At 62.6% G+C, this 14,530-nt stretch carries 8 protein-coding genes and 1 riboswitch; of the genes, 2 read left to right on the top strand and 6 right to left on the bottom strand.

Annotated features, from left to right (window positions below; all coding sequences use genetic code 11):
* Positions 1-10 precede the first annotated feature (10 nt).
* Together IB265_RS06320 and IB265_RS06315 are read right to left on the bottom strand one after the other, a co-directional pair.
* Positions 11-3,469, bottom strand: a complete 3,459-nt coding sequence (locus IB265_RS06320; RefSeq protein WP_057252342.1) for an AAA family ATPase — start codon at positions 3,467-3,469, stop codon at positions 11-13.
* Positions 3,469-4,749 carry an exonuclease SbcCD subunit D gene (locus IB265_RS06315; RefSeq protein WP_057252872.1) on the bottom strand — a complete coding sequence of 427 codons (1,281 nt, stop codon included), beginning with the start codon at positions 4,747-4,749 and terminating at the stop codon, positions 3,469-3,471. The genes IB265_RS06320 and IB265_RS06315 overlap by 1 nt, the downstream gene beginning before the upstream one ends.
* Before the next feature lie 383 nt (positions 4,750-5,132).
* On the opposite strand from IB265_RS06315, the gene IB265_RS06310 reads away from it, so the two are divergent.
* Both IB265_RS06310 and IB265_RS06305 read left to right on the top strand, forming a co-directional pair.
* Positions 5,133-6,971, top strand: a complete 1,839-nt coding sequence (locus tag IB265_RS06310) for a methyl-accepting chemotaxis protein (RefSeq protein WP_162728064.1) — start codon at positions 5,133-5,135, stop codon at positions 6,969-6,971.
* 219 nt (positions 6,972-7,190) lie between these two features.
* A complete protein-coding gene (locus tag IB265_RS06305; RefSeq protein ID WP_057252345.1) occupies positions 7,191-7,667 on the top strand; it encodes a MarR family winged helix-turn-helix transcriptional regulator in 477 nt (158 codons plus the stop codon).
* A gap of 108 nt (positions 7,668-7,775) precedes the next feature.
* On the opposite strand, the gene IB265_RS06300 is transcribed toward IB265_RS06305, so the two are convergent.
* The 4 genes from IB265_RS06300 to lon form a co-directional block, all read right to left on the bottom strand.
* Positions 7,776-9,971 carry an esterase-like activity of phytase family protein gene (locus tag IB265_RS06300; protein WP_057252347.1) on the bottom strand — a complete coding sequence of 732 codons (2,196 nt, stop codon included), beginning with the start codon at positions 9,969-9,971 and terminating at the stop codon, positions 7,776-7,778.
* An 88-nt stretch (positions 9,972-10,059) separates the two neighbouring features.
* Positions 10,060-10,974, bottom strand: a complete 915-nt coding sequence (locus IB265_RS06295) for a DMT family transporter (protein WP_192494661.1) — start codon at positions 10,972-10,974, stop codon at positions 10,060-10,062.
* Positions 10,975-11,052: 78 nt separating this feature from the next.
* A riboswitch (FMN riboswitch) is annotated at positions 11,053-11,218 on the bottom strand.
* 125 nt (positions 11,219-11,343) lie between these two features.
* Positions 11,344-11,619, bottom strand: coding sequence for a DNA-binding protein HupB (gene hupB, locus IB265_RS06290; RefSeq protein ID WP_057252351.1), 276 nt, complete (start codon positions 11,617-11,619; stop codon positions 11,344-11,346).
* 220 nt (positions 11,620-11,839) lie between these two features.
* A complete protein-coding gene (lon, locus tag IB265_RS06285) occupies positions 11,840-14,260 on the bottom strand; it encodes an endopeptidase La (RefSeq protein ID WP_057252354.1) in 2,421 nt (806 codons plus the stop codon).
* Positions 14,261-14,530 lie beyond the last annotated feature (270 nt).

Below are 14,530 nucleotides of genomic sequence, written 5' to 3'. Positions count from 1 at the left end.
CGCGAGCCTATCATAACCTGTGGATTGTCACAGTCGGGCAGGCACTGCGGGCGATCTCGCAAAGATGTTCGTGATGCGTCAGGTAGATCACCTGGCCCACGCGCGCCATTTCGGCCATTTGCTCGAAAGCGCGGCCAGCACGCCCGTCGTCGAAGGTCTCCATGATGTCGTCGGCGATAAAGGGCAGCGATTCGCGTGCTGCCGCGATTTCGTGATAGCCGGCGATCCTGAGCGCCAGATAGAGTTGGAATCGGGTGCCCTTGGAGAGATCCTTGGCAAGTTTCGATCCACCACCCGCGGCATTTGCGATCAGGAACTCCTGCCCCTTGTCGGACTGCGCCGACAGGCCGGAATATTCGCCGCCACTGATCCGGCTGAAAGTTTCGGAGGCGCGGCGCATCATCGCGCTGCGGTGGCGCTCGCGGAAAAGCCGAAGCGCCGTCTCCGCTGCGATGACGCCGGCCCGGAGCCGAAGATAGGCAAGCGCCCTGTTCTCGATGTCGAGCAGCAGCGTTCGCCGCTTCTGATCGAGCTCGGCAACCGTGTCCCCGCCTTCGACATCGGCAAGCGCCTTCTCCTTGCCGCGCATATCCGTGTGCAACTCGCTGACATCGCGGTCTCCGTCTTCGAGCGCCGCATCGAGCCGCGCCAACTCCAACAGGACCGCGGCCTCATCGAGCTCCGCAAGCAACGCCTCGGCCTGCTCGCAGGTGGCAACGCCCAATCGGGAGGCGATATCCGCTTCCAGTTCGGCGATTCGCTGGCGCAGGCGCCCCTGCTCGCGCGCGGCTTCGAGCTGCTGCATGGCATCGTCGACCGTTTCACAGTCGAAAAACGCGAGGACGAGGCGCCGGCGCGCCATGTGGAGCTCTTGTTCGGCACAGATTGCGCGTCGCTCGTCGTCCAAGCGGGCCAGTTCCGACAGGAATGTCGCCCGGCGGTCGGAAAGCCGCTGGGCCTCGGCGGCACGCGCCTTGAGCGCCGTAAAGGTTGTGAACGTATCGTCTGTCAGCGGTCCGCCAGCGAGGTCGGCGATGGCACGTTCGAAAGCCGCCTGATCCTTGCGCATCCCGGCGACACGATACTCGAGATCGGCCTTGCGCTGTACGAGCTTGTCCAGGTCCTGCAGGATCGCAAGCATCGCACCAATCTGCTCCGGAACAAGCTGTTCGCTGCGTTCCGCAAGCCAGCTCTTGGCAAGAAGCGTATTCCACTGCTCCTGCCAGGTAGTCATTTCGGTTTCAGCAAGATCAAGGGTCGAGCGTCGGCCTTCAAGAACCATCGCGCTGCGCTTTGCCGCCTCGCGGGCTGTGTTGCGGGCGGCGGCTGAGGTCTGTGCCTGCGATACGACGCGCTCTGCGATCTGCAGGAGATCGTCGAGTCGCTCCGACAGCCCTCCTTCCATGCCGATGCCGGCGAGTTCGTCGCTGAGCCCGCGAATCGCTTCGGCCTCCTCGGCATGCGCCCGGTCGAACTCCAGACGGACAGGGCGCAATTGCGCGCGAAGTTCGAGCGCCGAACTCCGGATAGCGAGCCAGGCTTCCAGTTGGAGCAAGCCCGTGACGCTCGGCAAGCCGCAGGACGTGACGACGACTTCCAGAGACTGCGCCTGGAGCGCCACCTCCTCGCTGCATCGCTGCTGCTGCTCGCGCAGCGCCGCAAGGCGGGCGCGTCTCTCGGCGATCGAAAGAGACAGGCCGCGCATATCGGCAAGCCGCGCCGTTTCGGCGAGGCGCAGCGCGGTAACTTCGTCATCCCTACCCATCGCCTCTTCGAAAGCGACAGCCGTTTCCTGAAGAAGCCGGCCCTTGTGCCGCTCCCAGGCCTCGTCACGACGGCGACGCAGTGCCGCGGCCGAAACATCGTCCAGAGTGCCGCCAACGGCGGACTGCGCGGCCAGCCGCGCCTCCTCGCCCACAAGCAGCTCCTGCTCGCCGGCAACGCGATCGGATACGCGCGCTTGCCGCTCTTCCAAAGTGGCTGCGGCCCTACGCAACGCCTCAAGCGCTCCGGGCGCTGGAACGCTGAGCGCCAGCAGATCGTCGGCGCTTCCAGCGAAAGGCTTCAGCTGCAGCAGCTTGTCGGCAAGTTCCGCTTCCAGCCGATCCAGAGATTGCGCCGCGGCCTGTTTCCGAAGCAGGCAGTCACTGCGACGCAGCAGCGTCAGTCGCCCCGAAAGACCGGAGGTGTCCGCCAGCCCCCCTTCTCCATCAATCCGCACCAGCTCACATTCAGCGATCCGTTTTTCCTCGACCGCGGCTTGCACTTCGTGGTGAGCCGAAGCGCACCGTTCGGCCAGTGCAGAATGTCGGCGCGCCAGATCCTGCAGTCGCGCACCGACACCTGCCGGCAGCAGCAGATCGGCAGGGTCGCGGTCTGCCGGTTCACCGAGCCGCAGCAGGCAACCGACGATCTCCGTCGACGTTCTCGCCAACTCTTCCAATCGCGACGGCATATCGCGCGCGGCCGTGACATAGCGCGCATCGAGGGCCGTCTCCTGCAGCGCCGTCAGCCGTTCGGCCAGGCACAGCCCTTTTTTGTCGAGCGGAAGCTCTTCCAACGCATTGCGGCGGTGCTGCATCTCGCTTTGGTTCTGCCGAAGCCTGACCTCGATCTCCGCTTCCTGGCGGCGAAGCGCCGGCAGCTCGGCTGCCCACTCGGTCGGCGGGACCGGCAGTACCGGCGCGCTCGCCAGTTCCATGCGAAGCGCACGCAGCCGGCCAAAGTGCGGCAGGGCCTCGATCTCCGCCTTCAGGCGAGACTGCGCGACCCGAAGTTCGGCGCGACGTGTGATCGCTTCCTCATGCCGGTCGCGTGCTTGCGCCAGCGTCTTGCGCAGCGCCGCATATTCGCGTGCGTTGATGTCGAGGGCATTTCGCTCCGCCCTCAGGGCGTCAAGCTGCGCCTTCAGCTCTGCAAGCTGATGCTTGCGCGCCTGTGGCCGGTAGAAGGCGTCGGCCTGGCCGCGCAAGGCGGCAAGGATCGCCGTACTGTCCGGCAGGCCGGAGCTTGCGGAAAACAACAGCGACCCAAGCTCTCCCTCGCTCTTCAGGATCGCCTCGCCGCCCTTCTCGATGCTCTCGTCATCGAGCGAAAACATCGTCTGATAGGTGTCGCGGTCGATCGCGCCCAGCACACCGGAGAAGAGATTGTCGGGCAAGGGTTGATCGTCGGGGCCGACCAGCGAGTTCGACTTGCGTTTGACCCGGAACACGCGGTGCGTCCGATCAGCCGCCTCGATGGTGCCACCGACCCGCATTGTCGGATAGGGATGCAGGAACCCATAGGGGCTCGAGTGCTCGATCCCGAAGAGCAGATCGAGGAAGCCCGAGAACATCGTTGACTTGCCCGCCTCGTTCGGCCCGTAGACGATGTGCAGGTCGGGCACGCCGGCCACGCTCTCACCGAAGTCGAGGCGGCGATCGGTGAATTTGCCATAGCGGACGAGATCGAGCGCGCTGAGCCGCATCAGTGGATGCCCTCGCCGGAACCGCTGCCATGAAGATGGGCAAGCACTTCCGTGCCTCCCGACGCGCTGGCCTCGAAAGCGAGGCGCTCGATCGCGTCTTCATCGGGTGCCAACGCCTGGCGCAGCTCAGGAGGCAGTTGTTGCAGCAGATCTTCCACGGCTGCCCGGACTTCCTGGCGAAATCCGTGAGCCGGCAGAACATCGGCCTCGACGAGGGCCACCAGCTCATCGACCGGATCCAGCATTGCACCCGCTTTTTCCACCAGGGGATTGCCGCAGGCGAGTTCCAGCTTCTCGATCCAGCAACCGACGATGCCGGCCGCGATGTTGTCGATCTCGGCGCGCAGCAAATCCGTGTCGCGGCGAAGGCGCCAGGCCAGCGGTGTTGCGCCCGTCAGCGTTACGCGCAGGATCACATTTTCCGCCGGCGTATCCACAGATGTCCGCACAAGCGCCTGCCTGACCGCATCGAGCACGTCGCGCCACTCGGAGAGGCCGGCAATATCGACTGACAGGCGCTCGAAACTGGCGATGCCGATCGGCAGCTCGTTAATCTCGATCCGGCCGTCGTCATCGATCGCCACCAGCGTCACGCTCTTCACACCGGCTTCGTTGACATCGCGGCCCTGCGGTATGCCGGGCATGACGACGAAGGGGGCCGTTGCATGGATCTGGCGTTGATGGATGTGGCCGAGAGCCCAGTAGTCAAAACCATGTGCCACGAGGTCGGCGGCGCTGCAGGGCGCGTAGAGATCATGGCCGGCCGCACCGGCAAGGCTTGTGTGCAGCATGCCGATGTTGAGCGCCCCCGACATCGGCGGCTGAAAGGCCGGCAGCAGGCTTTCCGGCGCGTGCGGGCTGGCGAAACTCACCCCGTGCACATAGACGTCGCGCCCGCTTGCCAAGGTCTTGGCAAGAACGGCCTTCGCTCTGCCTTTGAACACATGCGCCGAAGGCGGCAAAGTGAGCTCGTTGGTGACCTGCGACTGGGCATCGTGGTTGCCACGGATGATGAACGCCCGGATCCCCGCCTCATCCAGCCGGCGCAACTCCCTCCCGAGAAACAGCGCCGTGTTCATCGACGTCTGGCTGCCGTCATAGAGGTCGCCTGCGATCAGCAGCGCATCGACCTTTTCGGCAATGCAGAGATCGACGATCTTGACGAAGGCGCGCCTGGACGCGCCGCGCACGATCTCAGCGAGGTCGGCGTTTCTAAGGGCGAGGCTGCGGAGGGGCGAATCGAGATGAAGATCTGCGGTATGGACGAAGCGGAAGGGCATGGCCGACCATGGCCCGGCAGGCCGCCGCCCGTCAATCAGCGTCGACCCTTCATCCACGGTGGGAGATTGGCCTGCTGCAGACGAGCATATTTCAGACCAGCCAAGTAAAGCCAAGACTAATACAGAACATCCCCGCAGGATTTGCCGAAAACGAATGGTCAACAGCACCGCCGGAGTACCTGCAAATATCAGATTATACTCACTTTAATCGATTAGGGCTTTTGTAACATCTTGTTCGCTAGGTTTCCGCCGGCTGCGCTCCCAGCGCATCCAGGCACCGGAATGATTCCTGCTTCGGCATCCGCTCCGTCATGACGATCAAGAGCCGGAACGACTTCATCAAGTACAGCTTTTATGGACGGCCGTCCTTCCGGGGGGAACCTATGTCACGGCTCAAGATTTCACATACGCTCATTGCCCTTTTCCTCGTGGTCGCCGTCATCGTCGCGGCGCTTGCCGTCTCGTCGCTCGGCGGCATCAAGATGATGAACGAGCGCAACAACGAGATCGCCACCACCTGGCTGCCGCGTGTCTCGCTTTCCCGCGCGCTCGAAACCCAGCTTTCCGATACGCGCATGGCCTTTGCGCGCCACCTGATCTCGCTGACGCCCTTCGAAAAGAAGGCCGCGGAAAAAGTCATCGGCCAGACCGTCGAAGGCTTCAACAAGCTCGCCGACGACTATGCGGCGCTGATGGTAACGGACGCCGACAAGGCCGCGCTGGAAAAGGTACGCGCTGCCTATCAGGCCTACCTCGCCATCGCCGATGGCATGGTCAAGCTCTCGAACAACCTTGAGAACATGAAGGCGCAGAGCGTCTTCAAGGTCGAGATGCGGGAGACCGAACAGAAGGTCGACGAGGCGATCAAGGAAGTGCGCGCGCTCAACGTCGCCGGCGCCGACGCCGCGGTTGCAGCAAGCTCGGCAACGCACGACCAGATCCGCATGATCGAAATGGCCGTCATCGCCGTCGCGGCGATCATCGTGCTCGGCGCCATTCTCTATGCCGTGCGCGGTATCGCCCGCCCGATCCAGATCATCACCCGTTCGATGGCGCGCCTTGCGGAAGGCGACACGGACAGCAGCATCCCCTACGGCGCCCGCAAGGACGAAATCGGCGAGATGGCCCGTGCCGTCGAAGTCTTCCGTCAGGCGGCAATCACCAACCAGCAGCTCGAAGCGGATGCCCAGGCACAGCGCGCCCAGGCTGAGGCCGATCGCCTGCGTCTGACCGAGGAAGCCGAAACTGCGGCTCAGCACCGCCTCCAGGAAGCGACGGCCGGTCTTGCTGGTGGCCTGCGCAGGCTTGCCTCCGGCGATCTCGCCTTCCAGCTCGACGAACCCTTTGCGCCGGACTTCGAGCAGCTCCGCCACGACCTGAACCAGGCCGTCGCTCAGTTGGCCGATACGCTTGCTGCCGTTTCGGCCAGCTCCGGCAGCATCGACAGCGGTGCGCGCGAAGTCAGCCAGAGTGCCGACGACCTGTCGCGCCGAACCGAGCAGCAGGCGGCCTCACTGGAAGAAACCGCAGCAGCACTCGACCAGATCACCGTCAATGTCGGCAATTCGTCGAAGCGCACCAACGAGGCCCGTGCCGTCGCCAGCCAGGCAAACGAAAGCGCCCGCAAATCCGGCGCCATCGTCTCGGGCGCCGTCGATGCCATGGGCCGCATCGAGCATTCGTCGAGCCAGATCTCGAACATCATCGGCGTCATCGATGAAATTGCCTTCCAGACGAACCTTCTGGCGCTGAACGCCGGCGTCGAAGCAGCCCGCGCCGGTGATGCCGGCAAGGGTTTCGCCGTCGTCGCTCAGGAAGTCCGCGAACTTGCCCAGCGCTCGGCCAATGCGGCCAAGGAGATCAAGGACCTGATCCGCAACTCCGCCGTCGAAGTCGAAAGCGGCGTCCGGCTCGTGCGCGAAACCGGCGAGGCTCTGCGCACCATCGAAGGCTTCATCGTCACGATCAACCAGCACATGGATGCGATCGCCATCTCGGCGCAGGAGCAGTCCGCCGGACTGTCGGAGGTCAACACCGCCGTGAACCAGATGGATCAGGTGACGCAGCAGAACGCAGCCATGGTCGAGGAAGCCAATGCCGCAAGCGCCACGCTTGCCCAGGAAGCCGGCCGCCTGCGCGAGCTGATCGCCCGCTTCACGCTGGAAGAGGCTCAGGCCTACGGCTACGCGCCGTCGGCCGGCTCGACACGCCGGGCGGCATAACCACGACGCACGCCCGTGCTTGGTTTTTCGCGGGCGGGTTCGAGACACGAAATTCTTGACAAACCAACAGAAACGGCCGCCGGAAACGGCGGCCGTTTCTTTGCCTCCAAGTGCTTACCGTGAAGTCTCAGAGGTTTCTGTCGACAAAGGTGGCAATTGTAACTATCACTAATGTTACTGCCATTTCACATGGCACCTCATGAAATTCCAGCGACGATCATGAAGAAGACATTTGAAGTTTCCGATAGACTGTTCGAGCTCTACCACCGGGTCCACCGGCTGGTGAACGAATCGATGACCGAAGAAGGCGTGTCGCTGGCACGCAGCAAGTTCCTCTTCTTCCTGAGCAAGCTCGGTCCCTGTCGCTCGACAGATATCGCCTGTGCGCTGAACTTCGCGCCGCGCACGGTCACCGAGGCCATCGACGGTCTGGAACGCGACCGCCTGGTGATGCGCAAGCCCGATCCCGAGGACCGGCGCGCCAAGATCGTCTCGATTACCGAAACGGGTCGCGTCGTGCTTGAAGCCGCAGAGCATCCACGCAAGCAGCTGCTCGAGGAGATTTTCTCGGCGCTCGACGACGAGGAACTCGATGCCCTCTACGGCATCGTCGGCAAGCTGGTCGACAGGACGGATGAGATCCGCAAGCGCAAGGATGAGGCCGAAGAGGCAGCGCAGGTCGCTGTCGCCCGCTAGTCGGCGCCCGCTATTCGGGATCGTGCTATTTATTTCCTGCCAGTCCGAAACAGAAAGAGGCCGGGACATCATGTCCCGGCCTCTTCCGTTTTCTCCGGGCGTTAACGCTTACATCGCGTTGATGGCGCCAATGGAGAAGAACAGGGTTTCGCCGGAGGAGTCGTCGACACCGTCATTGTCGGTGACGACGTAGCCATTGCCGGCTGCATCGACGGTGAAGCCCTCGACCTTGTCGACGACGTAGCCGTTGAGCGCCTTCAGGTCCGGAATGAGGTCACGAACCTCTTCCTTCTTGACGACGGGCAGTTCGCCACCGAGTCCTGCCGGCTTCAGTTCCGTCAGCGCGACGCGATAGATCTTCTTGAGCTTGGCTGCCTGGCCGATCAGGTTGTCGCGCTCGATGATGTAGGCGTAGTCACCATGAACGGAGATTTCCGACAGGCCGACCCAGCCGCCACCGGCCTTTTCGAGCGGATAGCGCACCGCGCCCCACTCTTCGCTCTTCGGCTTGTAGGAGACGAGTTTGACGAAGCCCTTCTCGTCGTCCTTCCATTCGCGCTGAACAGCCATCCACAGCGTCTGGTCGTCGCCTTCGCCAACGACGGTGATGCCTTCGAAGCCGAAGCGGGTTTCGCCGGCACGCAGCGCCTCAGGCAAAGCGATTTCCTTCTTGATCTCGCCCTTCTTGTTCACGTGGAAGAGCGCGTGGCTGTAGAGCTTGTCGGAATTGCCTTCGGATGCGAGCCAGAAGCCCCCTTCCCCGTCATTGGCGATACCCTCGATGTCGAGTTTCTGAGCAGGTGCGCCGTCACGGGTGATGGCGAGCGTCTCGGTGATCAGCGCCGGCTTCTGGGTGGCGTCGATGGTGAAGATCGTCGGCTGCGACGACAAGACCGAGTCGTTGACGGCGCGCAGGAAGCCCGGCTTGTCCGAGACGGCAGCAAGACCGGAGAGTGCACCGAAGCCGATCGGCAGCCCGTCTTTCTCGGCGGACCGGATCTGCGGATAGGCGGCTTCGCCCTCAGCGCGCTCATAGATCATCACATGCGAACGTGCGCCGCCGTCCTCGCCTAGGTCGACTTCATTGGCGGTCGCAAGCAGGTTGCGCGACGAGATCGCGACGGCGCCTTCCGGCGAGATGCCCGACGGCAGCAGCTGCAGCAGTTCGGGCTCCGCACCCGTGTCCTTGTAGACGCCGACGACGGAAGCCCGTTCGGCGAGCAGGAAGAACAGGTTGTCGTCGCCAAACTTGGCCGCTTCCAGACCTTCGGGCTCCACGCCCTTGGCCGACGAGCGCTTTTCCGGGTAGTGGCCGATCGCGGCAACGGCATGCTCGAAGCTGGCGCCTGATTCGTAGAGCACCTTGCCGCTGGTGTCGAAGATCGTGAAGCCGCGCGAGCCGCCTTCGTAGTCACCTTCGTTGGCAACGACGATGCGGTTATCGTCGAGCCACTTCACGGCATCGGGCTCGCGCTTGCGGCCCGGCTGCTCGTCCTTGAAGGCGATGGCGCCGTTGCGCTTGATGTCGATATCATTGAGGTCGACGGTGCCAGCAGAGAAGTGCGTCTTCACCGTCGCAGTCTTGCCGTCGATGATGACGATGTGGTTGTTCTCCTGCAGCGTCAGCGCAATCTCGTCCTTGCCGTTGAAGGAGACGAACTCCGGCTCCGGATCTTCGCCAGCGATTTCGGCAAGACCCGTCAGCGTCACGCGCTTCAGCGAGCCGCAATCGGCAACGCCGTCCTTCAAGGACAGGATCACCAGATCGCCGGCCGGCATCTGCGGGATCTTGCCGTCGTTCACTTCCTCGTCGCGCTCGTTTTCAATGGCGATGGCCGCAAGCGTGCGGTCCTTGTTGACGGCCACCGAATCCGGCTGACCGCCGAGATCGCAGGTCGCATCCACCTTCTTCGACGCCAGGTCGACGATTGCCAGAAGTCCGGAAGGCTTGACGAAGCTTTCGCGCGTGTTGACCGCAACGAGCGCCTTGGCGCCGGCAACAGTAACGGAGGTCGGCTCACCGTCGAAAGAGATTGTGCCGGCTGCCTTCGGCGCCTTGGCATCGGTGATGTCGATCAGGCCGACGCGCTTGCCCGGGCTGTCGGAGTAGATCAGCGTATTGCCGTCTTCGCTGGCCGTGATGATCTCGGCGGACGTCGGCGCTTTGCGCGCGTCACCATCGGGCAGATTGTCGGCAACGGCAAAGGACGCAATACGATTGAATACAGGTTCAGCCGCCGCAGGAAATGCCGCGGAAGCAAGAAGGACGGCCGCGAAGGCGGTCACGCGCGAAGTAATGATCATTGAAATCCCCCATGGAGAATACTGAAAACATGGGGGTTCTGCGCGACTGCGATGACAGCCGAATGACACCGGCCGGGTTTTACACCGTTCAGGTTGCAACAGCCTCCCGTTCGCGCCGACTCTCGTTGCGCATGATGAACAGTGACGCGCCAAGGATCAGGACCGCACCGAACCAGAGATAGCCTGTCGGTGCGTAACCGAAGACCAGCCAGCCGGCAAAGACATTGAGCGGCAGCTTCAAATCATCGAAGGGCTGCACATAGGCGGCGTCGGCAACCGTATAGGCGAGCGTCAGCAAATATTGCGCGAACACTGTCATGACCCCGGCGAGCACGAGAAGGCCGAGCGCCATGCCCTGCGGCACCGCGAAACCGGCCGTGAGCGCAATGGCGCCATTGATCGGGGTCAAAAGGACAAGCAGCCAGATGGTGATGGTTTCGGGACGCTCGCTGCTCGTCAGGCTCTTGGTGATGAGCGACGAGGCGCCCCAGAGCAAGGCGGAGAGGATCGGCAGCAGCGCTGCCCAGGTGAAGCTGTCCGACCAGGGTTCAAGAATGATCATCGCACCGGCAAATCCGACCGCGGTCGCGGTCCAGCGGGCCGGACCGACGCGTTCGCCGAGAAACAGGCGAGCGCCAAGGATGATGAAGAACGGCGAGGTCATCACCAGGGCAATCGCCTGCCAGATCGGCACATGCGCAAGGCTGGAGACCCAGGCCCCGACGCCGAAGGCCGCGAGGGCCACGCGCACGACGTGGCGCCACGGGTAATCGGTGCGCATCGCCGAAAGTCCGACGCGCCGCAGGAACGGCAAAGAAAAGAGAAGGGCGAAGGCATATTGCCAGAAGGCCGTGGCGGCAGCGGGAAAGCCGAGTTTCATCGTCAGCCATTGGGTAACGACATTGAGCCCGGCGAAGGCAATACCGGCCAGCACCATGAAGCCGGCACCGGCCATGGCGCGCGAGGAGGACAAACCGAGGGAAGTCTGATTCATGTCACGCATCCTGAGAAATGGACAAACACAAATCAGGACGCATGAGCGCACGGCACGACGCCGGGCAGCCCTGCTCTTCGTGCCGACGACCATTCTCTTTCATCCGGACTATGACCGTCGGCTCCGGAATTGCACCGGATCTGCTGACCCCTTCCCCGCTTCAGGAGAAAGGCGCTCGCGGGCTTGGGTCACCGCATGATATTGCAGCGCCCTTACCGCCGGTGGGGACTTTCACCCCGCCCTGAGAATGGGCAAGCCGTAGAGCAAATGGCAGGAGGCCGCAAGGGCAGCCCCCCGGAATGCGAAAGGGTCCGGCTTTCGCCGAACCCTCGAATACCTGGACTGCCGGCCTCGTGTCCGACCGCCAAGCAAATCTGATCAGCCGTTGACGGCGTCCTTCAGGCCCTTGCCGGCCGTGAACTTCGGCACATTACGAGCCGGGATGTCAACTTCCGCACCCGTGGACGGGTTGCGGCCCTTCGAGGCTTCGCGGCGCGAAACCGAGAAGTTGCCGAAGCCGACCAGGCGAATGTCGCCGCCGCTCTTCAGCTCGCCCTGGATGGTCTCGAAAACTGCATCAACTGCAGAAGATGCGTCGGTCTTGGAAAGTCCGGCCTTCTCAGCAACGGCAGACACGAGCTCATTTTTGTTCATGTTTCCACCCCTTTCAGATTGGTTCGAAACGACTGTGTTTTAAGCCGCGGCGGCTTGCGCATCGCCCGCGTCTTGCCTTTCCCAATTGCGCCTAATCCCTTGGAATGCAAGGCTTGCAGGGCGCTTTTACAACAAAAAAGACCGGCCAGAGGCCGGTCTTCCCAATTTTTCTGCAGAATGGGCGCCGCGTGAGGTCGCTGCGCCCATTCACCGGCACTTTTTAGTGGGCGATCGAGGTGCCTGCTTCGTCCTGCGAATCAACCACTGCGACGGTTGCCGGCTCCCTTGCCGGGTCCCATTCGATCGGTTCCGGCATGCGCGCCAGGGCGTGTACAAGCACCTCGCCCATCCGCGAAACCGGGATGATTTCGAGCGCGTTCTTCACGTTATCCGGGATCTCGGCGAGATCCTTCGCGTTCTCTTCGGGGATCAGCACCTTCTTGATGCCTCCCCGGAGCGCTGCCAGCAGCTTCTCCTTGAGACCGCCGATCGGCAGCACGCGGCCGCGCAGCGTGATCTCGCCGGTCATCGCGACGTCCTTGGAGATCGGGATGCCGGTCATGATCGACACGATCGCGGTTGCCATGGCGACACCGGCCGACGGACCATCCTTCGGCGTCGCACCTTCCGGCACGTGCACGTGGATGTCGCTCTTGTCGAACATCGGAGGCTCGATGCCGAAATCGATCGCCCGCGAGCGGACATAGGACGCCGCCGCCGAAATCGATTCCTTCATCACGTCACGCAGGTTGCCGGTGACCGTCATGCGGCCCTTGCCGGGCATCATGACGCCTTCGATCGTCAGCAGTTCGCCGCCGACCTCGGTCCAGGCAAGACCCGTGACCACGCCGATCTGATCGTCGCGTTCGGCTTCGCCGTGACGGAAGCGCGGAACACCAAGGTAGTCGTTGATGTTGTCCGCCGTGACTTCGACCGTCTTCGTCTTGCCCTTGATGATCTCGGTCACCGCCTTGCGGGCGAGCTTCATCAATTCGCGCTCGAAGTTACGAACACCGGCTTCCCGCGTGTAGGTCTGGATGACCGCCATCAGGGCTCCGTCAGTCACGGAGAACTCCTTCGGCTGCAGCGCGTGGTCGCGGATCGCCTTCGGCAGCAGATGCCGCTTGGCGATCTCCAGCTTTTCCTCTTCGGTGTAGCCGGCGATGCGGATCACTTCCATACGGTCCATCAACGGCGCCGGAATGTTCAGCGTGTTGGCCGTGGTGATGAACATCACGTTGGACAGGTCGTATTCGACTTCCAGGTAGTGGTCCATGAAGGTCGAGTTCTGTTCCGGATCCAGCACCTCGAGCAGAGCCGACGACGGATCGCCGCGGAAGTCCTGGCCCATCTTGTCGATTTCGTCGAGCAGGAACAGCGGGTTGGACCGCTTCGCCTTCTTCATCGACTGCACCACCTTGCCCGGCATGGAGCCGATATAAGTGCGGCGGTGACCGCGGATCTCGGCTTCGTCACGAACGCCGCCGAGCGCCATGCGCACATATTCGCGGCCGGTCGCCTTGGCGATCGACTTGGCGAGCGAGGTCTTGCCGACGCCCGGAGGGCCGACGAGGCACAGGATCGGGCCCTTGATCTTCGACGAACGCGCCTGCACGGCGAGATACTCGACGATGCGTTCCTTGACCTTATCGAGACCGAAATGATCCGTGTTGAGCACGTTTTCGGCATGGTTCAGGTCGGTCTTGATCTTCGACTTCTTGCCCCAGGGCAGACCGAGCAGCCAATCCAGATAGTTGCGAACCACGGTCGCTTCCGCGGACATCGGGCTCATCTGGCGCAGCTTCTTCAGTTCAGCGTCAGCCTTTTCGCGCGCTTCCTTGGAGAGCTTCGTCTTGGCGATGCGCTCCTCGATCTCGGCCATCTCGTCACGGCCATCCTCGCCGTCGCCGAGTTCCTTCTGGATCGCCTTCATCTGTTCGTTGAGGTAGTACTCGCGCTGGGTCTTTTCCATCTGGCGCTTGACGCGCGAGCGGATGCGCTTTTCGACCTGCAGGACGGAAATCTCACCTTCCATGAAGCCGAGCGCCTTTTCCAGACGCATCTTCACGCTGGTGGTCTCCAGCATTTCCTGCTTCTCGACGATCTTGATCGACAGGTGCGAGGCGACCGTATCGGCCAGCTTCGAATAGTCTTCGATCTGGCTGGCGACACCGACGACCTCGGGGGAGATCTTCTTGTTGAGCTTCACATAGCTCTCGAACTCGGAAACGACCGAGCGGCTCAGCGCTTCGATTTCGACCGGATCTTCTTCCGGCTCGCTCAGCGTGTGCGCTGATGCCTCATAGAATTCGTCGCGCGGCGTGTAGCCGTCAATCTTGGCGCGCGCGCGGCCTTCGACCAGCACCTTGACGGTGCCGTCGGGCAGCTTCAGCAGTTGGAGGACATTGGCGATGGTGCCGACTTCATAGATCGCGGACGGTTCCGGATCGTCGTCGGTGGCGTTGATCTGGGTGGCAAGCATGATCTGCTTGTCGGTGCCCATGACTTCCTCAAGCGCACGGATCGACTTTTCGCGGCCGACGAAGAGCGGCACGATCATGTGCGGGAAGACTACGATGTCGCGGAGCGGCAGGACCGGGTAGGTCGCGCTTTCAGTCGCCGGTGACGTTTTGTTCGTCATGTCATTTCCTTTCCGTCCCGATTTCGGGCCCGTTCCCGGGAGCCCCGCAGGCACTCCCGGTTGTCATATTTTCCACATCAAAGTGGAGTGCCACCGCGTCCATTTCAAGGCTGGACGCGACACCCACCAACCGTGGCCGGGTCCTTCTGACTACGCATCATTTCTGTTGCGGGCCTTGCGACGGAGAACGAGGCTCAAGGACGCGCAACGATAAAGGTCCTTCATTGAATCGTGACATCATTGCGTTGTTTGAGACACTTTAGCAACAAT

The sequence above is a fragment of the Ensifer sp. ENS10 genome (genome assembly GCF_014852025.1).
GTDB lineage: Bacteria > Pseudomonadota > Alphaproteobacteria > Rhizobiales > Rhizobiaceae > Ensifer.
The sequence above is the reverse complement of the archived record's forward strand: the minus strand, read 5'-3'. Positions and strand labels throughout refer to the sequence as shown.

What these genes read in the sequence shown, in the direction of transcription:
- IB265_RS06300 (WP_057252347.1), bottom strand. Translation starts at nt 9,971, where the DNA reads ATGATCATTACTTCGCGCGTGACCGCCTTCGCGGCCGTCCTTCTTGCT.
- IB265_RS06320 (WP_057252342.1), bottom strand. Translation starts at nt 3,469, where the DNA reads ATGCGGCTCAGCGCGCTCGATCTCGTCCGCTATGGCAAATTCACCGAT.
- lon (WP_057252354.1), bottom strand. Translation starts at nt 14,260, where the DNA reads ATGACGAACAAAACGTCACCGGCGACTGAAAGCGCGACCTACCCGGTC.
- IB265_RS06310 (WP_162728064.1), top strand. Translation starts at nt 5,133, where the DNA reads ATGTCACGGCTCAAGATTTCACATACGCTCATTGCCCTTTTCCTCGTG.
- hupB (WP_057252351.1), bottom strand. Translation starts at nt 11,619, where the DNA reads ATGAACAAAAATGAGCTCGTGTCTGCCGTTGCTGAGAAGGCCGGACTT.
- IB265_RS06295 (WP_192494661.1), bottom strand. Translation starts at nt 10,974, where the DNA reads ATGCGTGACATGAATCAGACTTCCCTCGGTTTGTCCTCCTCGCGCGCC.
- IB265_RS06315 (WP_057252872.1), bottom strand. Translation starts at nt 4,749, where the DNA reads ATGCCCTTCCGCTTCGTCCATACCGCAGATCTTCATCTCGATTCGCCC.
- IB265_RS06305 (WP_057252345.1), top strand. Translation starts at nt 7,191, where the DNA reads ATGAAGAAGACATTTGAAGTTTCCGATAGACTGTTCGAGCTCTACCAC.